This is a genomic window from Devosia sp. LjRoot16 (assembly GCF_964252795.1).
In the GTDB taxonomy this organism is placed as follows: Bacteria; Pseudomonadota; Alphaproteobacteria; order Rhizobiales; family Devosiaceae; genus Devosia_A.
The window spans coordinates 792,028-815,349 of the sequence record NZ_CAXUPH020000001.1; the positions used below are offsets into that span (position 1 = coordinate 792,028).

Annotated in this window: 18 protein-coding genes and 1 tRNA gene; 11 read left to right on the forward strand and 8 right to left on the reverse strand. The window is 64.0% G+C overall.

Annotation, left to right across the window (positions count from 1 at the left end; genetic code table 11):
• Positions 1 to 53: 53 nt before the first annotated feature.
• Entirely contained in the window at positions 54 to 719 is a 666-nt protein-coding gene (locus tag ACSQ23_RS03720; protein WP_436090561.1) for an imm11 family protein, read from the forward strand.
• Positions 720 to 8,015: a calcium-binding protein gene (locus ACSQ23_RS03725; RefSeq protein ID WP_436089756.1), complete on the forward strand. Its 7,296-nt coding sequence runs from the start codon at positions 720 to 722 to the stop codon at positions 8,013 to 8,015.
• Positions 8,016 to 8,242: 227 nt separating this feature from the next.
• Here the strand turns inward: ACSQ23_RS03725 and ACSQ23_RS03730 are convergent, their stop codons facing one another.
• Positions 8,243 to 8,500 carry a DUF1344 domain-containing protein gene (locus ACSQ23_RS03730; protein WP_055876127.1) on the reverse strand — a complete coding sequence of 86 codons (258 nt, stop codon included), beginning with the start codon at positions 8,498 to 8,500 and terminating at the stop codon, positions 8,243 to 8,245.
• Positions 8,501 to 8,716: 216 nt separating this feature from the next.
• On the opposite strand from ACSQ23_RS03730, the gene ACSQ23_RS03735 reads away from it, so the two are divergent.
• The 5 genes from ACSQ23_RS03735 to ACSQ23_RS03755 all read left to right on the forward strand — a co-directional run bounded on the left by ACSQ23_RS03735 (position 8,717) and on the right by ACSQ23_RS03755 (position 14,544).
• The gene (locus ACSQ23_RS03735; RefSeq protein WP_055876124.1) at positions 8,717 to 9,397 is read left to right on the forward strand and encodes a response regulator; all 681 of its coding nucleotides are present in this window, start codon (positions 8,717 to 8,719) and stop codon (positions 9,395 to 9,397) included.
• The gene (locus ACSQ23_RS03740; RefSeq protein WP_436089757.1) at positions 9,381 to 10,751 is read left to right on the forward strand and encodes an ATP-binding protein; all 1,371 of its coding nucleotides are present in this window, start codon (positions 9,381 to 9,383) and stop codon (positions 10,749 to 10,751) included. The genes ACSQ23_RS03735 and ACSQ23_RS03740 overlap by 17 nt, the downstream gene beginning before the upstream one ends.
• Before the next feature lie 125 nt (positions 10,752 to 10,876).
• Positions 10,877 to 11,278, forward strand: a complete 402-nt coding sequence (locus tag ACSQ23_RS03745) for a hypothetical protein (RefSeq protein WP_055876118.1) — start codon at positions 10,877 to 10,879, stop codon at positions 11,276 to 11,278.
• A gap of 220 nt (positions 11,279 to 11,498) precedes the next feature.
• Positions 11,499 to 12,758, forward strand: coding sequence for an Hsp70 family protein (locus ACSQ23_RS03750; protein WP_436089758.1), 1,260 nt, complete (start codon positions 11,499 to 11,501; stop codon positions 12,756 to 12,758).
• A 112-nt stretch (positions 12,759 to 12,870) separates the two neighbouring features.
• Positions 12,871 to 14,544: a vWA domain-containing protein gene (locus ACSQ23_RS03755; RefSeq protein WP_055998491.1), complete on the forward strand. Its 1,674-nt coding sequence runs from the start codon at positions 12,871 to 12,873 to the stop codon at positions 14,542 to 14,544.
• Positions 14,545 to 14,547: 3 nt separating this feature from the next.
• On the opposite strand, the gene ACSQ23_RS03760 is transcribed toward ACSQ23_RS03755, so the two are convergent.
• Entirely contained in the window at positions 14,548 to 14,757 is a 210-nt protein-coding gene (locus ACSQ23_RS03760) for a hypothetical protein (RefSeq protein WP_055876112.1), read from the reverse strand.
• Between the two features lie 260 nt (positions 14,758 to 15,017).
• On the opposite strand from ACSQ23_RS03760, the gene ACSQ23_RS03765 reads away from it, so the two are divergent.
• Entirely contained in the window at positions 15,018 to 15,449 is a 432-nt protein-coding gene (locus ACSQ23_RS03765; RefSeq protein ID WP_436089759.1) for a hypothetical protein, read from the forward strand.
• 368 nt (positions 15,450 to 15,817) lie between these two features.
• Here the strand turns inward: ACSQ23_RS03765 and ACSQ23_RS03770 are convergent, their stop codons facing one another.
• On the reverse strand, positions 15,818 to 16,144 hold the full coding sequence (locus ACSQ23_RS03770) for a cupin domain-containing protein (protein WP_082527932.1): 327 nt from the start codon (positions 16,142 to 16,144) through the stop codon (positions 15,818 to 15,820).
• An 8-nt stretch (positions 16,145 to 16,152) separates the two neighbouring features.
• Positions 16,153 to 17,559 carry a glucuronate isomerase gene (gene uxaC / locus ACSQ23_RS03775; protein WP_055876103.1) on the reverse strand — a complete coding sequence of 469 codons (1,407 nt, stop codon included), beginning with the start codon at positions 17,557 to 17,559 and terminating at the stop codon, positions 16,153 to 16,155.
• Positions 17,560 to 17,670: 111 nt separating this feature from the next.
• Here uxaC and ACSQ23_RS03780 point away from each other — a divergent pair, with 111 nt between their 5' ends.
• Positions 17,671 to 18,615 carry a hypothetical protein gene (locus ACSQ23_RS03780; protein WP_436089760.1) on the forward strand — a complete coding sequence of 315 codons (945 nt, stop codon included), beginning with the start codon at positions 17,671 to 17,673 and terminating at the stop codon, positions 18,613 to 18,615.
• A gap of 164 nt (positions 18,616 to 18,779) precedes the next feature.
• Here the strand turns inward: ACSQ23_RS03780 and rlmN are convergent, their stop codons facing one another.
• From rlmN to ACSQ23_RS03795, 3 genes are all read right to left on the reverse strand, one after another.
• A complete protein-coding gene (gene rlmN, locus ACSQ23_RS03785; RefSeq protein ID WP_436089761.1) occupies positions 18,780 to 19,781 on the reverse strand; it encodes a 23S rRNA (adenine(2503)-C(2))-methyltransferase RlmN in 1,002 nt (333 codons plus the stop codon).
• 189 nt (positions 19,782 to 19,970) lie between these two features.
• Positions 19,971 to 20,537, reverse strand: coding sequence for a TetR/AcrR family transcriptional regulator (locus tag ACSQ23_RS03790; RefSeq protein ID WP_055876094.1), 567 nt, complete (start codon positions 20,535 to 20,537; stop codon positions 19,971 to 19,973).
• A gap of 38 nt (positions 20,538 to 20,575) precedes the next feature.
• Positions 20,576 to 21,547 (reverse strand): helix-turn-helix transcriptional regulator, encoded by a 972-nt coding sequence (locus ACSQ23_RS03795; protein WP_436089762.1) that lies wholly within the window; start codon positions 21,545 to 21,547, stop codon positions 20,576 to 20,578.
• An 86-nt stretch (positions 21,548 to 21,633) separates the two neighbouring features.
• Between ACSQ23_RS03795 and ACSQ23_RS03800 the strand changes: the two genes are divergently transcribed.
• Positions 21,634 to 21,885 carry a hypothetical protein gene (locus tag ACSQ23_RS03800; RefSeq protein ID WP_436089763.1) on the forward strand — a complete coding sequence of 84 codons (252 nt, stop codon included), beginning with the start codon at positions 21,634 to 21,636 and terminating at the stop codon, positions 21,883 to 21,885.
• A gap of 188 nt (positions 21,886 to 22,073) precedes the next feature.
• Here ACSQ23_RS03800 and ACSQ23_RS03805 read toward each other — a convergent pair whose 3' ends face one another.
• Positions 22,074 to 23,036: a complex I NDUFA9 subunit family protein gene (locus ACSQ23_RS03805; protein ID WP_055998476.1), complete on the reverse strand. Its 963-nt coding sequence runs from the start codon at positions 23,034 to 23,036 to the stop codon at positions 22,074 to 22,076.
• Positions 23,037 to 23,189: 153 nt separating this feature from the next.
• Between ACSQ23_RS03805 and ACSQ23_RS03810 the strand changes: the two genes are divergently transcribed.
• Positions 23,190 to 23,274, forward strand: a tRNA-Leu gene (locus ACSQ23_RS03810).
• Positions 23,275 to 23,322 lie beyond the last annotated feature (48 nt).

The following is a 23,322-nucleotide window of genomic DNA, read 5'->3' on the forward strand; positions in this document are numbered from 1 at the left end:
GGGGAAGATTAGGTGACGATAGTCGCCTCTCGATTTGAGCAGTGTTGAGCAACGTGGAAGACAACGCCAAAGACAACGTCCCGTCCGAAGCATGCGTTTGGCTTAGCGTATCGCATATTAAGAGCGAATTGCTGTTTGGATTTACGTGCGACCTAATCGAAACAAATTTGCCCTCCGTGGCCTCACTTATCCAGGCATTCAGGCAAGGGGTGGCCGTCGAAGGTGGTCAACTGCCTTCGACGATGTGGATCCGACCTCAGCGCGCGGCACAGGACAGAAACAAGCTGCCGCACCTTTTCAGTGCTGCGGGGTTTCTTACCGTGTCCGAAGAGTTTGCCGAGGTTCTGAGCGGCTTTGACCTTGGGCAAACGCGGCTCTATCCAGTGGAGTTGCTGCACTCCAATCGCAGAGAGGCTTTTCCGGGACGCTACTATTTCCTTAACATAGCAGAGGTGCACCGGTACTTCTCGCCGGAACATTCGGCCCGCTTCGAACGGATACCCAACCCTGCGACTACCTATGTCGCAACTATCGAAGCGGAGGCGCAGGATGACGATGTCACAGTCATCCCGGCAGCGCTGAACGGCCCCGATCTTTGGATCGACGACACATTCCGCAGTCATTTTTTCTGCTCTGACCGGCTGGCGCAGACGCTTCGCGCCGCAAAGGTGGCGAGTCACTTGCCGCTATTTCGCTGCCGGGTTTTGACACCAAGCTGATTGATTTTTGGGGATACGGAAGTGGATTACCTTTGGCAGTTCCATGTTCATCATATCATCCCCGAGAAAGCTTACGATGACGTACTGGTGGGGCAAGCCCTGGAGGCAGCTGGCTTCTTCCAGCAAGCGAAAGGCAACAAGATCGCCTTATTTGCCAGTTCGGAAACGGCAGCCATTGCCCGCCAATCGATAAATAGCGGCAGCAGTTTTTACCTTGACGCTGGCTTCGGGGGCTCGGTCCACCCCGGGCGAGAGACTGGCCTTAGTCACAAGGGCTACAACGATTTTGCCCTGGCTCAACTTGAAGCGATAATGCTCGCTGATCCTGCCGACAGGCAGGCCGCCTTCACGAAGCTCCACGCGTTTCTCACCGATGTATCGGAGGGGCGCTTCGCCAACCTCGGCGTTGAGAGCAGGTCGGCGGCGTTAGGCAGCACTTGGGTTGACTACGATCCCAGCCCGGCCGAACTAAGCCAGCGTACCGCTGATTTCGATCCAACGATTACCGATGCCAATGGCCTGAGCAATGACGAGGAGCGCTACGAGAATATCAGGGACCAGATTGAGAAGGCGTACGACGCGGGGCACTTGACCGAGGCGCAGTACCACAACCATGTTGCCGATCTAGGGGCCAGCGTTTCTAAGGGACCCAGCCACGTCTCAGCCGTCGGCGTCGCCGCGACCATCGACATTCAAAAGAACATGGGCTCGATCCAGCCCAGTGCGAAGTCGGAGTTCGCGCTTCTTGTCACAAAGTTCGTCGGTGATCAGAACGCCTCGGTCCCGGTCGACGTTTTCGATCGGATGATGTCTTCGATGGATCGGCTCGGTGACCGGGTGGCTGGTGACTTCGGGGCCCGCTTGCCCGCTTCGCTGGATGGGCTTGGGAGTTCCACCGTCGGCGCCATGGCGACCAGCATGGGGAGCATACTTGCCGGTATCGGTGGCGGGGCCATTGGCGACGTCGTCGAATTCCTGAATGCAAGCTATGAATCCATCAAGATCGGTCTCGATACAAACGATTGGTCCAGTTTCAGGCAGAACATACTGACATATGGGGCTTCGGCAGTAATAAGTGCTGCGGTAGTAGCCCTCAGCGTCGCCGCCGCCGCGGAAATCGGTGTGTTGGCCGCCTCCGTCGTCGCCGCCGGCTGGGCGGCCTATGGTGTCTACGATGCCCTCACCAACGGGATCGAACTGATCGGAAAGCTGCATGCCGACTGGCGGGACAGTGATCTCGGAAAACTCCTCACCGAGTTCTTCGATCTGCCGCCGCTCTCCCCCCTGGTTCTCGACCTTGACGGTGACGGCGTCGAGCTTGTCGCGCTGCAGAACTCGGGGACCTTTTTTGACCTCGATGCGGATGGTGTTACGGAACTTGCCGGTTGGGTTGCCGCCGACGATGCATTGCTGGCGATTGATCTCGATGGCGACGGACGCATCGACAACGGCTCGGAGCTGTTTGGCGACCAGACCGGCTTCGCCCACGGCTTCCTGGCGCTCGCAGAGCATGACAGCAATGACGACGGCATCATCGACGCGCAGGACAGCACATTTGCTGAGCTATTGCTGTGGCGAGACGCAAATGGCGATGGAGTGAGTCAATCCGGCGAGTTGAAGACGCTGGCCGAACTCGGCGTCGCTTCGATCTCGCTGTCAGCGACCGCCACGAACCAGCAGGTAGCCGGGCACGGCATTCTCTGGCAATCCGGCTTCACGCGGACTGACGGCTCTACGGGAACCGTGTCGGACGTATTCTTCGAAATCGATCCGATCCGGACCAGGGCTGTGGTGCCCGATGGGTTCCAGTTCGATCCCGATGTGTTCAAGCTGCCGGTGATCCAGGGCGCAGGACAGCTCCCGTCTACGCTCATTGCCCTCAGCGCCCAACCGGCACTCAAGGCGCAGTTTACGGCGCTCTTGGCTCAGGCCGCGTCGGGAGACATTGGTGGTCTTCTCGCAGGGTTCGAGGCCTTCGTCTACGCTTGGGCAGGCGTCGCCAACGTCGAACCGGATAGCCGTGGTCCTGCAATGGACGCGCGTAAAGTTGCGTTTCTCGAAGCGATCTTAGGCCGGCAGTATCAGCAGGACGACTACGCCTATCTTGCCAACCCTGGGCCTGTCGCGGCGCTGATGCTCGACTGGGAAGCTTCGAAGATCATCGAGGCCATGGCGGCCCAGTTCCTCGCGCAATCGACGATATCGCACGCGCAACTGACAGCCACGTCGGCGGCAACGTACGAAGCGGCCATCGCGGGGCACCCGCTCAACATGCTCCCATCCGTCGGCGACGATGCCGGCTCCTATGATTGGGTCGGAGAAATCCTGGCCGATGCGGCGAGCGAGACGGGACTCACCCTTGCTCAGGCCGGCACTTTGTTGCGCATCATGCGCCACGAGGCGAGCGACCTCGGCGCCTACGAACAGGCCATTGTTCATGGCTATGTCAGCATCGGAGTTGCTGCCGGGATCGCGCAGCAGATGGCTGCCCGACTTGTTGCTGAGGACGGCTACTACGTCACCGATGGCCCGGGCGATGAGCTGGTACCGGACGCCCTGATGGCAGACCATGCAGTCTATGTTGCCGACCCCTCGGGTAACGACACGCTTCAGGGAACCAAGGGGGACGATGTTCTGGTGGGGCGCGAGGGCAACGACACCTATGTCTGGGGCACCGGCATGGGCAATGATGTCACTGACGAAGAAGGCGATGCCGACCCCAACAACACCACCGACGTCGATCGGCTCGTCCTGACAAACCTGACGGCGGAGGACGTGCGGTTCGTCCGCATGATCGAGCCTGGCTTCGACATGGACCTAATGATCGAGGTCGTCGATACCGGAGAGTGGTTGCTCCTCGACGATCAGCTGAGCTCTTACGCCTTTGAAGCAATCGAACAGATCGTGTTCGCCGATGGCCAGGTTATGCTGGCGGCGGAGTTCGAACAGTTGGCCAGGGTCTGGGTTGATGGAACGGCGGCGGACGATGTCCTCACCGGCCCGAACATTGCCAGCGGTATCAATGGCTGGTCTGGTAATGACGTGATCGACGCCGGAACCGGCCAGGACATGCTGGCCGGCGGCAGTGGCAATGACACGTTGCGCGGTGGTGAGGGCAACGACACCTACGTCTATTCCCGCGGCGACGGCCATGACTCGACCACCGAAGGGACCAATCAAGGCGCCGCCGACAAAGTCGTCCTCACCGATATCAATCCAGACGATGTCGCCCTTGTCCGAAACGGAAACAACGTCACGCTGCTGATCGGCGAGAGTGCCCCAGGCGCCGGAGATGGTGGTTCGATCCTTCTTAACGAAAACCTGGACGATTACTTCGATAGAGGCGTCGAGCAGATCGTATTCGCCGACGGCACCACCTGGGCTCGGGTGGACTTGCGGCTGAGGCTCCTGGCGCAAGCCTCGACCGACGGCAACGACACGATCGTCGGATTCAATACTGGCAATACCATTACCGGCGGCCTCGGCAACGATACTTTGCGCGGTGAGGCCGGCAACGACACCTATGTCTATTCCCGCGGCGATGGCCATGACTCGATCGCCGAAGGGACCAATCATGGCGGTGCCGACAAACTCGTGCTCACCGATATCAACCCCGACGACGTCAGCCTCCTCCGGAACGGAAACGACGTCACGCTGGTGATCGCCGAAAGCACTCCAGGGGCCGGAGACGGTGGCTCGATCTTCCTCGACGAAAACCTGGACGATTACTTCGATAGAGGCGTCGAGCAGATCGTATTCGCCGACGGCACCACCTGGGCTCGGGTGGACTTGCGGCTGAGGCTCCTGGCGCAGGCCTCGACCGACGGCAATGACACGATCGTCGGATTCAATACTGGCAATACCATTACCGGCGGCCTCGGCAACGATACTTTGCGCGGTGAGGCCGGCAACGACACCTATGTCTATTCCCGCGGCGACGGCCATGACTCGATCGCCGAAGGGACCAATCATGGCGGTGCCGACAAACTCGTGCTCACCGATATCAACCCCGACGACGTCAGCCTCCTCCGGAATGGAAACGACGTCACGCTGGTGATCGCCGAAAGCACTCCAGGGGCCGGAGACGGTGGCTCGATCTTCCTCGACGAAAACCTGGACGATTACTTCGATAGAGGCGTCGAGCAGATCGTATTCGCCGACGGCACCGTGTGGAGCCGCGCTACCCTGCGGAGTATGGTGCTGCTTGGAACCTCAGGCAATGACATCATCACCGGCTTCAGCTCGAACGACTACCTCAACGGCGCCAGCGGCAACGACACCTTGGATGGGGGTGATGGCAACGATGCCGTCCACGGCGGTGATGGCAACGACTTAGTTCGAGGTGGGAACGGCGACGACAGCCATTTCGGCGGCAACGGCGATGACGTCATATACGGCAGTGTTGGAACCGATAGCTTCGATGGCGGGGCTGGCAAGGATTCGTTGAACTTCGATTACACCAGCGCAGCGCTGACCGTGGATCTGGCGAACGGCTCCGTCAGCTTTGAGACGGGACAGATAGAAGCCGCGATTGACTTCGAGAACTTCACATCGGGTGCAGGCAACGACACCCTGTTGGGCTCGGCCCAGGGAAACACTATGCGAGGTGGCGGCGGCAACGACACCATCAATGGCGCCGGTGGCGACGACATCATCGACGGCGGCGACGGAGATGACAGCCATTTTGGCGGAGACGGCGACGACCGTCTTGTCGCCAATGCCGGCACGGACACGTTCGACGGTGGCGATGGCGTCGATACTATCGATACGACCTACTACGCATCCAACATCCAGGTCGATTTCGCATCCGGAACGCTCACCTTCGCCAATGGAGTCAGTGAGAGCGCCATAAACATTGAGAATGCCACCACAGGGGCCGGCAATGATGTGCTGGTTGGCAGCTCGGGCAGCAACCGGCTCAACAGCGGAGACGGCAACGATGCTCTGCACGGCGGAGATGGCGACGACATTCTCGATGGCGGCGCGGGTCTCGACAGTTACTTCGGCGGCGGTGGCGACGACCTGCTTATCGGCAATCTTGGCGCCGACACGTTTGACGGCGGAAATGGTAACGACACACTCGAGCTCACCTACACAAGCGAGAGCGTAACGGCCAACCTCACCGCTGGAACCGTTCTGTTCGCCGGCGGCACGACGGAGACGGCGGTCAATATCGAGAACCTCAGAGGTGGCAGCGGAAACGACACAATCCTGGGGACGAGCGGAAGCAACGTGCTCGGCGGCGGGCTCGGAAGCGACCAGCTCGATGGCGGCTCGGGTGTCGATACCGCCATCTACAGCGGCGCACGGCAGGACTACTCGATCGTCGAGAACGTCGACGGTAGCTTCACCATCACGGATCTGAACGCGAGCGACGGCAACGAGGGCACGGATCTCCTCACGTCCATCGAGTTCGCGCGATTCTCGGATCAGGACGTTGTGCTGGCCGTCGAACCAATCCATCAGGCTATTGACGGGATACTCTCTATCCCAGTCGGCTCGACCGCCCAGGGCAAAATTCAGCTGACCGTGCCACCCGGATACGACGGCATCTTTGAGTATTCGATCATCGACGATGCCGATCACGGGTCGGTCTCAATTGGCTTAGATGGCACCTACTCTTATGCGGCCAACCCTGCATATGTTGGCGGCGATGGCTTCTCGGTCAGAATCGAAGATGAGTTCGGCGGTGTCCAGGTAGCGACGGTCGCCGTTTTCGTTCGTCAGGCGGTGACGCAGTCTCCGGTCTCCTTTGTCAATGCGTATTGGCGGGCCAGCAACATAACGACGGACGCCGATTATTGGAGGATGGACCCCGCGATATCCGCCCTCGAGGACGGTGGCTACATCGTCGCCTGGTCGCAGGATGGGCGTGACGGTTCGCTGAGCGGAGTCTTGGCGCGGCGATACGACATTGACGGAAATGCGCTAGGCAGCGAGTTCCAGGTCAACACCTATGCCACCAATGATCAATCGCTGGCCGACGTAGCCGGACTGAGCGGAGGTGGTTTCGTCGTCACGTGGACGTCCACGTCGCAGGACGGCAGCAACGACGGCGTCTATGCGCAGCGCTACACCTCGACCGGTGCAAAGGCCGGTGGCGAGTTCCGCGTTAACACGACAACGGCCGACTATCAGCGGCGATCGACCGTGGCGGCGACGGATGATGGCGGCTTCATCGTGACCTGGGAAAGCAACGGTCAGGATGGGAGTGATTTCGGCGTCTACGTTCGCAAGTATGACTCCGCCGGCTCCGCAGTGACTACAGAGCTTCGCGTCAATACTTTTGCGACCAACTGGCAACGTGTGCCGCAGGTTCAAGAACTGACGGATGGAAAGTTCGTTGTAGTATGGGACTCCAATACCCAAGACGGCAGCGGTCTCGGTGTATATGGGCAAGTGTTCAATGCCGACGGAAGTAAGTTCGGCAACGAACTTCAGATCCATGAATACTTGCAAAATGCGCAGCGGGAGCCGCAAATCGCCGCCCTTCGTGATGGGGGCTTCGTTGTGATCTGGGAGGATGAGAGCGGGGGCTTCGGTGCGGGAAGCGGTACCGATATTGTCGGCCGCCTGTTCAGCTCGGACGGAGTGAGCGAGGGACCGAGCTTCCGCATCAACAGCTCAGGTTTTGCGGGGAGCCAAACCGCACCCACTGTTGCAGCTCTTCCGGATGGTGACTTCGTAGTCATCTGGGGTGATTTGTCCGACGGCACGATACGCGGCCAGCGGTTTGACTCTCTTGGTCAGGCCGAGGGGTCGGGAATCTTCCTTGCCGACTACGCGATCAATGAGGCCTGGAGGCCCGAGGTCTCCGTGCTGGAGGACGGCGGCATAGCATTGGCTTGGCAGTTCTCGGAAACAGCCGGCGGCCGAACGGCCATCAGAACCACCCTCCTTCTCGGCGATCACGTGGGCGCGGTCTCTGGAACCGCCGGCGCCGACACGATCATCGGCGATGACATCAGGAACACCTTCGACGGCGGCGATGGCGATGATCGCTTGGACGGCGCCGGGGGTGGCGACTGGCTGACTGGTGGCGTTGGCGATGACTCGTTCGTGTTCCGCGGGGACTTCGGCAGCGACGAAGTCGAGGATTTTGAGATCCACGCTGGCGGCGCGAATGGTGACGTGATCGAGATCCATGACCAGACTGGCCTCACGTTCGCCGATGTCATTGCCGATGCGGAGCAAAGGGGTTCCGACGCATATCTCGATCTGGGGGAAGGCAATTCCATCACCCTCCGCGGCGTCGCCGTCAGTGCGCTGACGGTGCAGGACTTTTGGTTCGTTTAGGTACTTCGAGCTGGACTGAGAGGATCTGGTTGAGGTGTCGGACGGGCAGCGTTGAAACCCATCGTGCCGTGGGTAAATCGCGCGTCGGTTCAACGTTGTCGCTCCTGGACGACCCCCGAATTGACCAACCCCAGCTCCGGGCCACGTCCCCGTTTAGCAAACGACAATCGGCGAGGAGCCGGGACGAAGCTCCTCGCCTGCGGGCCTGTCGGTGATCGGGAGACTGATCAGCCGGCAGTGATCGCCGACGCCTGGTTCACCTTGCCGTTGAGGGTATAGGTGATCGCGACCTTCTCGCCGGCTTTCAGCTTGGAGAAGTCGCACTTGGGCGCGAACTGGTAGACGGACTTGTCGGCCAGGGTCACGGTGCACGCCTTGCCGTCCATCGACTGGATGGCGCCATGGGCGGTGCTGGGGGCGGCCAGCGCCATCGAGGACGCGCCGATCGAAGCGACGAGCATCAGGGGAACAAGGAACTTGCGCATGACGATCTCCTTTTCGTCAGGTTCGCCACGCCGGCTTTGGGTGGCGGCCGGTGCGTGGTGCAGCGGCGAGACAGAAGCTGGGGCCGGCCGATTGCTCCCTCCTTTCCTGAAACTTACATATTCGTAAGCCGACAGGACGGCTGCACCGGGTGTAGGTTGCGACCAGGCGGCAATGCCATCGTCGGGCGCGCCGCGCTTCAATGTCGAGGTTGCACGGTGAAGGTCGTTGTCGCCGAAGACGACCGGACGTCGTCGGATTTCATCCGCAAGGGCCTGGCCCAGCAAGGGCACAGTGTCGAATCGGTGTTCGACGGCCGCGACGCCCTGACCTTCTGTCTCTACAATAGCTGCGACGTGCTGGTGCTCGACCGGATGATGCCCGGCATGGACGGGCTGTCGGTCGCCAAGGCGCTGCGCGCCTCCGGGCGCACCATGCCGATCCTGTTCCTCACCTCGATGGGCGATGTCGACGACCGGGTCGAGGGGCTGATGGCCGGCGGCGATGATTACCTGGTCAAACCCTTCCATTTCTCCGAGCTGATGGCACGGATCACCGTGCTGGCGCGGCGGCCGCAGACGGCGGAAGCCTCGACGCGGCTCAGCATTCACGACCTCGAACTCGACCTGCTGGACCACACCGCGACGCGGGCCGGCACCCGCATCGAACTGCAGGCCAAGGAGTTCGCCATCCTGGCGCTGCTGATGCGCAACGCGGGGCGGATCGTCACGAAGACCATGCTGCTCGAGCAGGTGTGGGACTTCAATTTCGACCCGCAGACGACGGTGGTCGAAACCCATATGAGCCGGCTCAGGGCCAAGATCGACAAGCCGTTCGAGGTGCCGCTGATCCACACCACCCGCAATACGGGCTACTCGATCCATGCACCGCGTCAGTAGCATTCTCGCCGGGGCGGCGTTCCGCTCGGCGGTGCTGTCGCTGCTGCTGTTCCTTGCGGTGTTCCTGGTCGCCGGCGTGGTGATCGTCAGCCAGACCAGCAGCGAGGCCGAGAGCGAGATCCGGGCGCTGGTCAGCAACGAGTTCGAGCTGTTCCGCGAGGCGGCCGACACCGGTGACATGGACCAGTTGCGGCAACTGGTCGACAGCTCTGCCGCTGCAGCCGGGCCGCGCTTTTTCGTCGTCGCCCTCTACCGGCCCGACGGCACGCTGTTGGCCGGCGACGATATCCCGCGGCCGGCGAAACTGGGCTGGAGCACGATCAGCTCGGGGATCAACGTCACGACGCCATCGGAACAGTACCTGGCGCTGACCGAGGATATCGGCGGCAACCGGGTGACCTTCGGGCGGGCGCTGTTCTTCGTCGAAGTCGGCTCGGCGGCGCTGTGGCGCGCCTTGATGCTGGCGAGCATCGTGGTTGGCATCGGGGCGCTGGCGATCGGCTATTTCACCAGCCATGGAGTCTCGGCCAAGCTCGACCGCATGGCCGATACGCTGGAACGGGTGGCGCGCGGCGACAGCCGGGTCCGCCTGCCGGTCGGCCGCTCGAACGACCAGGTCGACCGGGTATCGCGGCAGATGAATGCCCATCTCGACCGGTTGAGCGACCTGCTCGGCACCATGCGCAACACGGTGATCTCGATCGCGCACGACCTCAAGTCGCCGCTCAGCCGCGCCTATATCCTGCTGCAGGAAGCCGAGGAGGCGCCGAGCGAGGCGGAGCAGAGCAAGCTGCTCGAGGAAGCGCAGGCCGAGATCGAGCGGCTCAACGGGATCTTCGACACCGTACTCAGGATTTCGCGCATCGAGGCCTCCGACGATCAATCCGGCTTTGCGGCCTTTTCCGCCCGCGAACTGGTGAGCGAAACGCTGCAGACCTTCGAGCCGGTGGTCGAGGAGGCCAAGCAACAGCTGGTCGAGGCGCCTGGGGATGGCGACGCGACGATTGTCGGGGATCGGCGGATGGTGGTGCAGATGCTGGTCAACCTGATCACCAATGCCTCGCGCTATAGTCCGCCCGGCGCCCGGATCGAACTCAGCGCCGGCATCGAGGATCAGCACCCGGTGCTGGTGGTGGCCGATAACGGCCCGGGGATCCCGCCCGACCGGCGCAGCGAAGTGTTCGAGCCGTTCCGCCGGCTCAACCCGGAGCGCGACGAGAAGGGCTCGGGATTGGGGCTGGCGCTGGTGCAGGCCATCGCCACCCGCCACCGGGCCAGCGTGCGGCTCGAGGACAACGGCCCCGGCCTGCGGGTGACCGTCCGCTTTCCGATCGCCGCCGCCGGCGCAGTTTGAGGATTTGTAAGGTTGGGGAGAGCGACGCGCAAACCCCGCACGTCATAACCCTGCCCGCCGATGCCGTTGCACCGACCGCCGGCCCTCCTCCGCCGACGCCAACCCACCATGCGGAGTTCCATGAAATGAACAAGCTCTCCAGCCTTTCCGTCGTCGCCCTCATTGCTGCGCTGATCGCCGCCAATCCGGTGCTCGCCGCCGTGCCGAAGTTTACGAATGGCGCGCCTGGCACCGCCATGAGCGTCGACGACTTTGCCAGCCAGCTGGCAAGTTTCAACGCCAAGGATGTCACCGACCTCGTCGGCGCCAAGAGCGTCACGGTCTACAACTACAATACCGCCTGGACCGACAAGGCCGGCAAGGCGGTTGACCTGTTGACCGAGGACTCCCAGAGCATCGGCCTGTTGCGCGAGGCGCTGAACAAGAACCCCGCCGCGGTGAAGCTGCTCGCCGACAACAAGATCAAGGTCAACCAGGTGGTCGACATCATCGATGTCGGCGGCAACGTGCAGCTCTATATCCAGTAACGGCATGGCGGACGCCATGACAGATTCCTGATCTGTCGCGGCGTCCGCCAACCACTCGCGGGAGCTCGGTCCATCGCCGGTTCGTTGCGATAACTACGCTCCCCCGCGCGGATTCCGCCGCGAGCGGGCACGCCCTCTCGACAGCTCCCGCCATACCGCCTATATCGCGCGCCCCGCTGCCCCTTCCGGTGCAGCTTTCGAGGCAGCCCCGGAGGACAGGATGGCGCGGACCCATTGCGGCATGGATTTCGGCACTTCCAACTCCACTCTCGCGGCAGCCGGCGGCAACACGCCGCCGCGGCTGCTGCCGCTCGAAGACGGCAAGCCGACCATCCCCTCGGCGATCTTCTTTTCGTTCGAGGAGGATCGCACCTTTTTTGGCCGGCAGGCGGTGAGCGAATATGTCACCGGCGCCGACGGCCGGCTGATGCGCTCGATCAAGAGCGTGCTCGGGACGTCCTTGTTCAATGACACCACAAGGGTGAAGCGCGACGCGCTGAAATTCTCCGAGATTCTGGGACGCTTCATCGCCGAACTGAAGCGGCGCTCGGAGGCTTCGCTCGGCCATGAGATTGAAGACATCGTCTGTGGCCGCCCGGTGCGCTTCGTCGATGACGACGACAAGGCCGATGCCGAGGCGCAGCGCCAGCTCGAGGGCGCGGTGCGGGCCCAGGGTTTCCGGCATATCGAGTTCCAGTTCGAGCCGATCGCCGCGGCGCTCGACTACGAGCAACTGGTAGCGGGTGAAGAACTGGGCCTGGTCGCCGATATCGGCGGCGGCACCTCGGACTTCACGGTGATCCGGCTCTCGCCGGAACGGGCCCGGCGCGCCGACCGCAAGGCCGACATTCTCGCCACGGCCGGCGTCCATGTCGGCGGCACCGATTTCGACCGGTTGCTGTCGCTGAAAAAGGTGATGCCGCTGATGGGCTACGGCACCGAGACGGCGGATGGCAAACGCCCCCTGCCCTCGGCGCCCTATTACGATCTCGCCACCTGGCATCGGATCAACCGGCTCTATAACCAGAAGACCCTGCTCGAGCTGCACTCGACCTACCAGGAGGCGCAGTTCCCCGACCTCGTCAGCATGCTGATCGCACTGGTCGAGGACCGGCAGGGACATCGGCTGGCCGGTCGCGTCGAGGAAGCCAAGATCGCGCTCAGCGAGGCGCCGCAGACCGAGTTCCGCTTCGTGACGCGCGACGTGAAGCTCGAGACGCCGATCAGCATCGAGCAGTTACACGCCGCCCTCGAAGTCGCCACGGCAGCGATCGCCGCGGCAATCGGCAGGACGCTGGTGGCGGCGGGCGTACCTGGTAGCCGGATCGACACGCTGATCCTCACCGGCGGTTCGACCCGGGTACCGGCGGTCGGCAATATGCTGAGGGCGCTGTTCCCCGAAGCCAAGGCGGTCGAAACCGATGCCTTCGGCAGCGTCGGGCTCGGCCTCGCCCTCGATGCGATGCGGCGGTTCAGCTAGCCTTCAGCTTGGTCTCGCTACGCCTCTAGAGGTGACTTGTTTGACGCGAGATCGAACCGGAAAAGTCTGCAACTTTTTCTGATCTCGCTCTCAGCACCCGAGGGGGATTTCGATGCTGCTGCCGATCCGTTCGCTGCTGTCGGGGCTGCTTGCCCTGCTGCTTTTGGGCCCGCTGGCCTTCGCCATGCCCGCCTCGGCCGCCGAGAAGGCGATCATCATCCTCGATGGCTCTGGCTCGATGTGGGCGCAGATCGACGGCAAGGCCCGCATCGAGATCGCCCGCGAGACGCTGAACACGGTGCTGGAGGGGGTGCCCGAGGCGCTCGAGCTCGGCTTAATGAGCTACGGGCATCGCGAGAAGGGTTCGTGCGACGACATCGAACTCCTGGTGCCGCCGGCCGCCGGAACCGGCGCGGCGATCAGTGAGGCGGCTGCGGGAATCACGCCGACCGGCAAGACGCCGATCTCGGCGGCGGTGCAGCTGGCGGCCGAGGACCTCAAATACACCGAGGACAAGGCGACGGTGATCCTGATCACCGACGGGCTCGAGACCTGCGAGGCCGACCCTTGCGCGCTGGCCTCGACGCTCGAAGGCCAGGGCGTCGATTTCACCACCCATGTGGTCGGCTTCGGGCTCACCGACGAAGAGGGCAAGCAAGTCGCCTGCCTCGCCGAGAATACCGGCGGCAAGTATATCGCGGCGGGCGACGAAGAGACGCTGACCGAGGCGCTGAAGAGCACGGTGGCCGAGGTTGCGGCGCCGGCGGAGCCCGAACCGGCGCCTGCCCCGGGGCCCGCCAACGCCGAGTTCAATTTCGATCCCGATGCGAGCCTCGCCGAAGGCGGCGAGTCGCTGGACGAAGAGGCGGGCCTGGTCTGGGAGGTCTACAAGGCCAATCCGGATGGCAGCCTCGGCGAGTACGTCACCACCGATTACGGCATCAACTGGAAGACCAATCTCGAACCCGGCGCCTATGTGGTGCGCGCCACGCTCGACTTCGCCAAGCTCGAACAGCCGGTGACGATCGAGGCGGGGACGGTCGCCGAGCCGCTGTTCGTGCTCGATGCGGGCCGGCTGATCATCCGGCCATTGCCGGCAGCCGACGCCGAACCCGACCCCAATGCCGCGGTGTTCACCGAATTCCCCGGCGGCGCGAGCACGACCAACTACGGCGAGACCAAGCTCTATGTGCCGGCCGGCGACACCAGGGTCGAGGTGAGCATCGGCAGCGGCAAGGTGTCCGAGCTGGTGCCGGTGCAGTCCGATACCACGGTGGTCAAGGATATCGTCGTCGGGGTCGGCGTCGCGGCGGTCAACGCCTTCTATGTCGAGGGCATGAAGGTCGAGGACGGCGACCTGTTCGAGGAGATCCTCGAGGCCAAAAAGGACATCCAGGGCAACCGCAAGTCGGTGGCCTACAATTATGGCCCGGACCACAATTTCGAGCTGCCGCCGGGCGATTATGTGCTGGTGTCGACGGTGGGCGGCGCGACGCTGGAAACCCCGTTCAGCATCGCAACCGGCGAGCGGACAGAGGTCGGCGCCATCCTCGGCGCCGGGGTCGTGGCGATCACCGCGCCAGGCACCGACAAGGTCGAGGTGTTCGGCGCCAAGGCGGATATCCAGGGCAACCGCAAATCCTTCACCTACGGCTTTGGCGGGGCGCTCGAAACCACGCTGACCGCCGGCGACTACCTGGTGGTCGCATCGCCGGCCGAAGGCGAGCCGAAACAAACCAGCATCAGCGTGGTGGCCGGCGAACGGCTGGAGGTCACGGTCGAATAAGGCTCAGGCGGCGTGGTCGCGCAATTCCTCGAAACCCGCAGCGTAGAGATCGACCAGCTTGCGGGCGCGGTCCATGGCGATGCCCCGCCCTTCGCGCAACAGGGCCGTGGCCTTGGTCGGCAGCACCGCGCCGGTGCCGGGCTCAAGCAGAATGGCATGCCATTGGGCGGCACGCGTCACGCGGATGATGTAGCCGCGATAGCTATCGTCCAATGCGTAGTCTCCTGCGTAGTTGTACTTGCGCGCTAATGCGACGCTGCACCCGGCGTTCCACTGGCTCAACGCGGCCGTGATCACAACTGCTGGGCGGTGTGAATTGCGGGGAGAACAGGAAACGTGATCGGCAGCGTCACGATTCAGAGGAAATCGTCCCGCCGCGGGCTTCGGCTGGCTCCGCCGCGATGACTACCCGGTTCATCGCGGCTTCAGCGGCGCAGGCGCAGTCTCCCGCTCAGCACGGAGGGAGGACTCCAATGTTCAGGTCATTGATGCTCGGCGTCGCGTTCGTGGCCCTATTGGCGATGCCGGCGGCCGCCGCGGAGGTCGAGTTAGACGCCAACGACAACGGGCAGATCGAATTCGTCATGCCCTCGGGCAATGTCGGCTGCATCGTCACCCCGGAAGGCGGCACCGACGTCTATCAGCCGGAGGATGGCGGCCCCGAGATCATGTGCGACCGGGTCGAACCGGAATATGTCCGTGTCGTGCTCGGCGCCGATAGCGCCGAAGAACTCGACGAGGTTGGCGACGCCAGCTGCTGCGGAGCCGAGCAGGTGCTGCACTACGGCGAGTGGGCGTCGATCGAAGGCTTCGTCTGCTATTCGAAGAAAACCGGCCTCACCTGCACGACCGAGGACGAAGCCCACGGCTTCAAGCTGGCGCGCGCCGGCATCGATACCTGGTGACGGACGGTCTGGGGCAGATGGGTCCGCGCTTGCGCGCATGCGCGGCGATCACCTCAGGTCCGGCAGGGCTATCGCATATAGGGAACCGTTGGATGAGGGATGGCTCGGATGGCTCCCAGGACCCCCTCTCTTGCGAAAACTAAGGACTTAGCTGCGCTAAGCCCAAGTTTTCGCTTTCTCCCCCGCCAAGGGGGAGAGTCCCGACTGATGCTCCGATGTAGGTGGAGGCCACCGATCATCTCCCCCTTGGCGGGGGAGAAAGCAAAATCTTAGGTTTAGCCGTTTGGCTAAGCCTTAGATTTTGCAAGAGAGGGGGCGCTGGAGGGCACGATGGCTCGGCCGCCCATGCCGGAGCACCGTGCCGCCGCCTACAAAAAATCGTCGCGGCGCGGGGTAAAGCTGTCGATCAGTTTGCCGGCTTCCAGCGCCTTGACCCCGTGCACCAGCCCAGACGGCACGATATAGGCGCCACCCTTGCCGATGGTCTGGGTGACGCCGTCGATGGTCACCTCGAACACCCCTTCGGCGACATAGCTGGTCTGGAGGTGCGGGTGCGAGTGCAGCGCACCGATCCCGCCCTCGTCGAAGGTGAACTCGACCAGCATCAGTTCGGGCAGGTCGAGGATGACGCGGCGGGACGAGCCATTGAGCTCGGTGTGCTTGCCGTCGCCGGGCTGCGCAAAGAGGGGGGACATTCTGTCACTCACAGTTTGTAGGCCTTCTTGACCAGGTTGTAGGCGAGGTCTTTGGCGACTTCGTGGGCCTCGTCCTCATCGAGCCGATGTTCGGTGACGAGGCGGGCGAGGAAGGCGCAGTCGACGCGGCGGGCGACATCGTGGCGCGCCGGGATCGAGGGGAAGGCGCGGGTGTCGTCGTTGAAACCGACCGTGTTGTAGAAACCCGCCGTTTCGGTGGCCATCTCGCGGAAGCGGCGCATCCCCTCCGGGCTGTCGTGGAACCACCAGGGCGGGCCAAGCTTCAGCGACGGATAAACGCCGGCCAGCGGCGCCAGTTCGCGCGCATAAACGCTCTCGTCGAGAGTGAACAGGATGATCGACAGTTTCGGGTCGGTGCCCACTGCATCGAGCAGCGGCTTCAGTGCGCCGACATAGTCGGTGCGCGAGGGGATATCGAAGCCTTTGTCGCGGCCGAACTTCTGCAACATGGAAGGCGAGTGGTTGCGCCAGGCGCCGGGATGGATCTGCAGCACCAGCCCGTCATCAATCGACATGCGGGCCATTTCGGTGAGCATCTGAGCCCGGAACAGGGCGCGCTCGCGCGCATCGGCCTTGCCGGAGCGCACCTTGTCATAGAGCTGCCCGGCCTCCTTAGGGAGGAGGTTCGCCGTCTCGGCGGTCGGGTGGCCATGGTCGGACGAGGTGGCGCCGAACTCAATGAAATAGGCGCGGCGCTTGCGGTGCGCCTCGAGATAACCGTTCCAGTGGCCGGTATCCTCGCCGGTGATCTCACCGAGCTTGTCGAGATTGCCGGCAAAGCCGGCGAAATCCGGATCGACCACCGAATCGGGGCGGTAGGCCGGGACCACCCGGCCCTTCCAGCCACTGTCACGGATCATCCGATGCCATTTGAGATCATCGAGCGCCGCGTCGGTGGTCGAGATCACCTCGAGGTTGAAGCGCTCGAACAGGGCGCGCGGGCGATAATCGTCGCGCTGCAGCCGTTCGGCGATCTGGTCGTAGATCGCATCGGCATTGTCTGCGCTCAGCCGCTCGGTGACGCCGAACAGGGTGGCGAAGGTGTGGTCCAGCCAGGAGCGCGTCGGGGTGCCGCGGAACAGGTAGTAGTTCCTGGCGAACAGCCGCCAGATCTTCCGGCCATCGGTCTCGACCGCCGAACCGTCGGTGGTCGGGACGCCCAGGTCCTCGAGGCGGATGCCCTGCGAAAACAGCATGCGGAAGACATAGTGATCGGGGACGATCAGCAGTTGCGCCGGATCGGGGAACTTCTCGTTCTCGGCATACCAGCGCGGCTCGGTGTGGCCGTGCGGCGAGACCAGCGGCAGGTCCTTGATCCCGGCATAGAGCGCCTGCGCCACGCCACGCGCCTTGGGTTCGGCATCGAACAGCCTGAAGTCGTCGAGCAAAGTCATGGTCAGCGGGTCCTCCGAACCACTTGGTTACTTAGCGCGGGCGCCGATGTCAAAGCCGGGGGCTTGATCCCTCTCATTAGCCCTGCAATGGGTCGATAAGGAGGATTGGCAATGAGCGGGATTATTGAGCGGATCGAGCGCGAGAGCGGCGTCGAAGGGCTGGCGGAGATTCTCGCCGACCGGCTTAATCCGTCCGACCTGCAGTCGCTGCTGATCGAGGTGACCCGCCGCCGCGCCAAGAAGCGCAGCCCGGCCGAACTGCTCAAGGATTTTGCCACCAGCCGCTTCTTTGGCGTGGCCCGGCCGGACCGGGCGGCGCTGCTGGCCTGGGAACAATTGGCGCTCGGCCTGTGCGAGGGGCGCTTCGAGCCGGTCGAACTGTCGCCGGTGACGCCGCTCGGCGCCTGCTCGGTGGTGGCGACGGTGGACCAGGACTGGTCGATCGGCACGACGCGGCGGGGCGAAGTGGTGTCGGACCCGACGAACGTCCTGGCGCTCGAGGCGGCGCGGCTGCGCCAGGGCGGCGGCGGCGATGTGCACCTCACGACCAGCCATCGGGTGGTGCGGCCGCAGAACTATGGCGACGGGCGGGCCGCAGGCCGTATCGATGGTGTCAGCCGTCAACCCGTGCAAATGCTGGCGCATTTCCGGCTGTTCGCCCTGGCGAGCAGCGGGCGCGATCGGGGCGGCTACGGTTTCGAGGCCGAGGCGCTGCGCCGGCAGGTGGGGCTGCTGCTCGAAGCGTTCGGGCAGTTTCTGGCGCCGGGCACGGCGCTGCGGCTCGGCTACACCCGGACGACGGCGCCAGATGTCGACGCCCGGCTCGAGGCGTTGCGCGGCGTCGCCGAGGCGAATGGCGCGGAGCTGTTCGAGGAGGTCGGACGCGAGGCGGCAGGAGGCTACTATGCCGGCTTCTGCTTCCACATCTTCGCCGGCGACATGCAGCTGGCCGATGGCGGCGTCGTCGACTGGGGCGCCAAACTCACCGGCAACGGCAAGGAACGCATGGTGATCTCCGGCTGCGGCGTCGAGCGGCTATTGGCGCTGCGGGGGTAGGATGTTGCCGGCGCGTTCGATTTGGACTGCCCCTCACCCCGACCCTCTCCCCAGCGGGGGAGAGGGGGCGATGGGGCACTGCTGGTGCAGACTGCGTCCCCTCTCCCCGGCGGGGAGAGGGCTAGGGTGAGGGGCAGGACGCACCGGTCACAGCGTAGCTCTCACTAAGCCGCCCGCGCCACCAGCTGGCCGCGGAGGTCACGCAGCCAGAGCTGGCCGCAGGCGGCGTCGATGCGGTTGCCCTGGGTGTCGCGCACCACCACCGGGATGCCGGCGCGTTCCAGCCCGGCGCGGAACTGCATCAGCCTGAAATCGGAGATGCGGCCGAAGCCGAGCCCGTCGACTTCGTTCCAGCGCATCAGGTTGAGCCGGGCGGGTTCGTTGCGGAACATGGTGACGAGCCGCCGCAGATCGGCGTCGCTGTCGTTGATCCCAGGAAGCAGCAGGTAGACGAAGGTGACGATGCGGTTGTGCCGGCGGGCCCAGCTCAAGGCGCCACCGACCACGTCGGCGATGACGTGTTTGCGCGCACCGGGGATCAGCCGGCCGCGGGTCTCGTCGGTGGTGGCGTGCAGCGAAATGGTGAGGTTGAGCCCCAGATGCTCCTCGCGCAGCGCTTTCAGCCCCTTGGGAATGCCGATGGTGGAGAGGGTGATGCCGGTGGTGGCCCAATCGAGCCCGCGCCGATCCCGCAGGATACGGATGGCCGCCAGCACGTTGTCGTAGTTGTTCAGGGGCTCGCCGATCCCCATGAAGACGATGCGGTTCACCTTCGGCCCCAGCCGCACCACCTGCTCGACGATCTCGCCGGGCGAGAGGTTGCGCTTCAACCCGGCCTGCCCCGAAGCACAGAACTGACAGGCGAACGCGCAGCCGACCTGCGACGAGATGCAGGCGGTGAAACCATCACGCCGGCGGATCAACACGGATTCCACTGCATAGCCGTCACGCAAACCGAACAGGTGCTTTTCGGAGGTGCCGCCCAGTTGCCGGTCACGACGGGTCAGGGCGCGCGGCGCAATGTCGTGCGCGGCAGCCCAGCGGCGCAGCGGCCTGGGGAGATCATCGTGCGGCGAGAACAGCTCGCGGTAGGTGAGGCGCGGGCTGGTGTTGAGCGCATCGAAGGCGGCGGAGCTGAGGTCGAGGGCGAAGGGCGCGGGTTGCATCTATCATTTATAACTTACACGTTGGTTATAAATCAAGATGACATACTGAGAGAGACGGCCCCCTCCCGGCCTCCCCCCACAAGGGGGGAGGTGAAGAGTCGAGGCTCTGTCTTCGATCGTGCCAAACACTCGATGCGGCACCTCCCCCTTCATGGGGGAGGATGGGAGGGGGCCGTCTCTATCAGTCGCCTACTCCAGCCGCGCGCCCGGATAGAGCCGCTCGATCGCCTTGCGCGTCTCGGCCTCGGTATACCCCGCAAGCGTCCCCTGCGGCTCGACCAGCCAGAGCATGCAGGCGCCCTGGATCACCATCTGGATCAGCGCCGCCGACTCGGCCCGGTCGGCCGTCTGCGGCAATCGCTCGAGGATTGCCGCCCGCACCAGCTGGTTGCGCTCGCGGGCCAGCGCGTTCAGCTGCGCGTCGTTGATGTCACCCCAGGCGAGCAGCAGGTAGCCGGCAAAGCCCTCGCCCGAGCCCATGCCACTGATCAGGTCGCGCAGCATGGCCCAGAGCGGGATCAGCCCCTGCTCCCGGGGAGCGGCGGCAAAGTAATCGCGCACCTCCTGGGTCGAGCGCTCCAGGGTTTTCAGATGCAGCGTGCGCTTGTCGGAAAAACGCTGGATCAGCGCAGCGCGGCTCAGCCCCACCGCCTCGGCGACATCCGAGAGAGTGAAGCGCTCCGGCCCCAGCCGCAGCATGGCGGCATGGGTGGCATCGAGGACCTGATCGTCGGAAACAAGCTTTGGGCGCGGCATGTGGATTGATAACCGCCACGGCGGTTACATGCCACTCTTTAGCTGGTAATCCCGTACCTTCGCGCCATCTTGCTGATATTGGTGACGACACGGCTCCTGAGCTCCGGCGGGCCTAGCACTTCGACATCGTCGCCGATCTTGATGAACTCGTGGCTGGCCCAGCCGACTTCTTCGATCGGGATGTCGAGCTCGCACCAGCCATCGGCGTCGGGCGTGGGCGCCAGTGCCTCGACCGCGCGTCGCACCGTGTCGCTCAGATCCCTGAGCTTGCGCAGCCCGACTGCGGTAGCGCGCACATGGGCAATGCCGACATAGATATCGCGCTCGAACTGCTTGGTCGCTTCCTGCCAATACGACGGCAGGTCGAAATCCTTGGGCCGGGTGAAGGTCTGGCCGGTGGGGCCGAGCGCCTGGATCTGCGACAGCCGGTAGGTGCGGCTATTGCCGTCGCGTTGCGCCACGACGTACCAGACGCCACCCTTTAAGACGAGGCCGAGCGGCTCGATCACCCGGTCCTTCACGTCCTTCCAGCTCTCGTAACGGATGGCGATGCGGGTTTCGCTCCACACCGCCTCGGCGACCAGCTTCAGGAATTCCGGCTTGTGGCCGGGCTGGAACCAGCCGCGCGGATCGAGATGGAAGCGCGAGCTCATCCGCCGCGCCTCGGCCTGCCAGTCCGACGGCAGCGCCGCGAGCAGCTTCAGCTCGGCCTGCGCTGCCTCCTCGCCGAGCCCGAGTTCCCCGGCCGGGCCGGGCAACCCCGAGAAAAACAGCGCCCGGGCTTCCGGCGCGGTCAGCCCGTTGAGCCGGGTCTTCCAGCCATCGAGCAGGGCGAAGCCGCCATTGCGGCCGGTCTCGGCATAGACCGGCACGCCCGCGGCGCTCAGCTGGTCGATGTCGCGATAGACGGTGCGGACCGAGACCTCGAGTTCCTCGGCCAGCGTCTCGGCACTGGTCCGCCCCCGGGTCTGGAGGATCATCAGAATGGTGAGGAGGCGACTTGCACGCATAAATCTTCTCTACACCAGCAACCCTGACAGCGGGTGTCAGTCTTAGCGCCATAGAGTCGTTTCTTGAAGATTCGAGGAGACGCGAAATGGCTTTCGAGCAGGTGAAGAACGAGCGGGCTCGCGACGCGGCGGAGCTGCGGCAGGCGGTGGCCGGCATCAACGTCTTGCGCGCCGACCTGCCGACGCGGGGTTTTGGCGCCTGGTTCCGCACACTGGTGCTCCGGCGCTACGCCAACACCATGCTGAAACGCACCCTGCGCCGGTCGCGGCGAACGCCGCTCGACCAGCTGTCACCGCATCTGCTGCGGGATATCGGCGTGCCGCCGGATGTTCGGTAGCGAGCATCTCTAACGTCGGCGCGGGCTGACCCCCACCCCTGTCCCCTCCCCGCAAGGGGGAGGGAGACCCTCACACTGGCATCGCAGTCTGCGTCTCCCTCCCCCTTGCGGGGAGGGATCAAGGGTGGGGGTCCACAGCCACCGCAGTGGCAGCAGTTAAGAGGGCAGCAGTGAGCTCTCTCGTCCGACTACGCCGTCTGGCGGTCGAACTGGCCGTTTTTCATGAAGCGCCACAGATAGCTCGGCAGGATCGCGTCCATCGCCGTCGGCGCGATGTCGAACGCGGCGAGGGTGCGCTTTTCGCGCTTGGCGTCTTCCGACACCACGTTGTCCGCCTGCAACTGGTCGACCTGGTCGCTGGTGATCAGCGGCGAGGGGAGCAGCGACAGCGGCAGCGCCAGGAGCTTGGCCGGCCCGGCAGGCAGCGGCAGCAGCAGGTTGGTGCGGAGGGTATCGGTCAACACCCGCGCCACCAGTTCCTTGTGGGTCGCGACCTCGGGGCCGCCGATCTCATAGATCTTGCCACCCTTCACCTGACCCTCGGCCGCACGGCAGATCGCCTCGGCGACGTCGCCGACATAGATCGGCTGCAGCCGTGACTTGGCGCCGATCACCGGCAGCACCGGCAGCATGCGGGCCAGCATGCCGTAGCGGTTGAAGAAGCCGTCGCCCGGCCCGAAGACGATCGAAGGACGGATCACCACGGCCGACGGAAAGGCAGCGAGCACTTCGGTTTCGCCCAGCGCCTTGGAGCGGGCATAGCCGCTCGGCGCCTGCGTATCGGCGCCCAGCGCCGAGATATGCACCAGTTCCTTAACGCCGAGCGCCTTGGCCGCCTCGGCAATGTTCTTGGCGCCCATCGCATGCACAGCGCGGAAACGCTGCTTGCCGCTCTCGTGGCCGATGCCGACGAGGTTGATGACGACGCCCGCGCCGCGGATGGCGCGCTCGACCGATTCGCGGTTCCGGATATTGGCCTGGATCGGCATCACCTGCCCGACGGCGCCGAGCGGGCGGACGTGACCGGCGAGATCGGGCCGGCGCACCGCGACGCGGATGCGATAGCCGCGACGGGCCAGCAACTGCACCACCTGGGTCCCGATAAAACCGGCGCCGCCGAAAATGGTGACCAGGTTCGAAGTGGATTCCATGGCTTGAGGCGGCTCCGGGCAAGGCAATCGGTGTAGGGTTTTGCCGCTTCTAGCCTGCACGCCCCGACGTGTCGAGTGGACGAGGTGTGGTCGGGCAAGAAACCGAGTTGACAGCCCCCGTGCAGTCACCTAGTGAACGGCGCCCATCGGATTGCCCTGGTGGCGGAATTGGTAGACGCGCACGGTTCAGGTCCGTGTGTCGAAAGACGTGGAAGTTCGAGTCTTCTCCAGGGCACCAATGGCAAACGCAAAGGCCTCCCTCACGGGAGGCCTTTTGTTTTTGTGC

Excerpts from the sequence above, each read along its gene's own strand:
- ACSQ23_RS03800 (WP_436089763.1), top strand. The coding sequence starts at position 21,634 with ATGGCTTTCGAGCAGGTGAAGAACGAGCGGGCTCGCGACGCGGCGGAG.
- ACSQ23_RS03730 (WP_055876127.1), bottom strand. The coding sequence starts at position 8,500 with ATGCGCAAGTTCCTTGTTCCCCTGATGCTCGTCGCTTCGATCGGCGCG.
- ACSQ23_RS03750 (WP_436089758.1), top strand. The coding sequence starts at position 11,499 with ATGGCGCGGACCCATTGCGGCATGGATTTCGGCACTTCCAACTCCACT.
- ACSQ23_RS03805 (WP_055998476.1), bottom strand. The coding sequence starts at position 23,036 with ATGGAATCCACTTCGAACCTGGTCACCATTTTCGGCGGCGCCGGTTTT.
- ACSQ23_RS03780 (WP_436089760.1), top strand. The coding sequence starts at position 17,671 with ATGAGCGGGATTATTGAGCGGATCGAGCGCGAGAGCGGCGTCGAAGGG.
- ACSQ23_RS03770 (WP_082527932.1), bottom strand. The coding sequence starts at position 16,144 with ATGTCCCCCCTCTTTGCGCAGCCCGGCGACGGCAAGCACACCGAGCTC.
- ACSQ23_RS03790 (WP_055876094.1), bottom strand. The coding sequence starts at position 20,537 with ATGCCGCGCCCAAAGCTTGTTTCCGACGATCAGGTCCTCGATGCCACC.
- uxaC (WP_055876103.1), bottom strand. The coding sequence starts at position 17,559 with ATGACTTTGCTCGACGACTTCAGGCTGTTCGATGCCGAACCCAAGGCG.
- ACSQ23_RS03765 (WP_436089759.1), top strand. The coding sequence starts at position 15,018 with ATGTTCAGGTCATTGATGCTCGGCGTCGCGTTCGTGGCCCTATTGGCG.
- ACSQ23_RS03795 (WP_436089762.1), bottom strand. The coding sequence starts at position 21,547 with ATGCGTGCAAGTCGCCTCCTCACCATTCTGATGATCCTCCAGACCCGG.
- ACSQ23_RS03755 (WP_055998491.1), top strand. The coding sequence starts at position 12,871 with ATGCTGCTGCCGATCCGTTCGCTGCTGTCGGGGCTGCTTGCCCTGCTG.
- ACSQ23_RS03740 (WP_436089757.1), top strand. The coding sequence starts at position 9,381 with ATGCACCGCGTCAGTAGCATTCTCGCCGGGGCGGCGTTCCGCTCGGCG.
- rlmN (WP_436089761.1), bottom strand. The coding sequence starts at position 19,781 with ATGCAACCCGCGCCCTTCGCCCTCGACCTCAGCTCCGCCGCCTTCGAT.
- ACSQ23_RS03745 (WP_055876118.1), top strand. The coding sequence starts at position 10,877 with ATGAACAAGCTCTCCAGCCTTTCCGTCGTCGCCCTCATTGCTGCGCTG.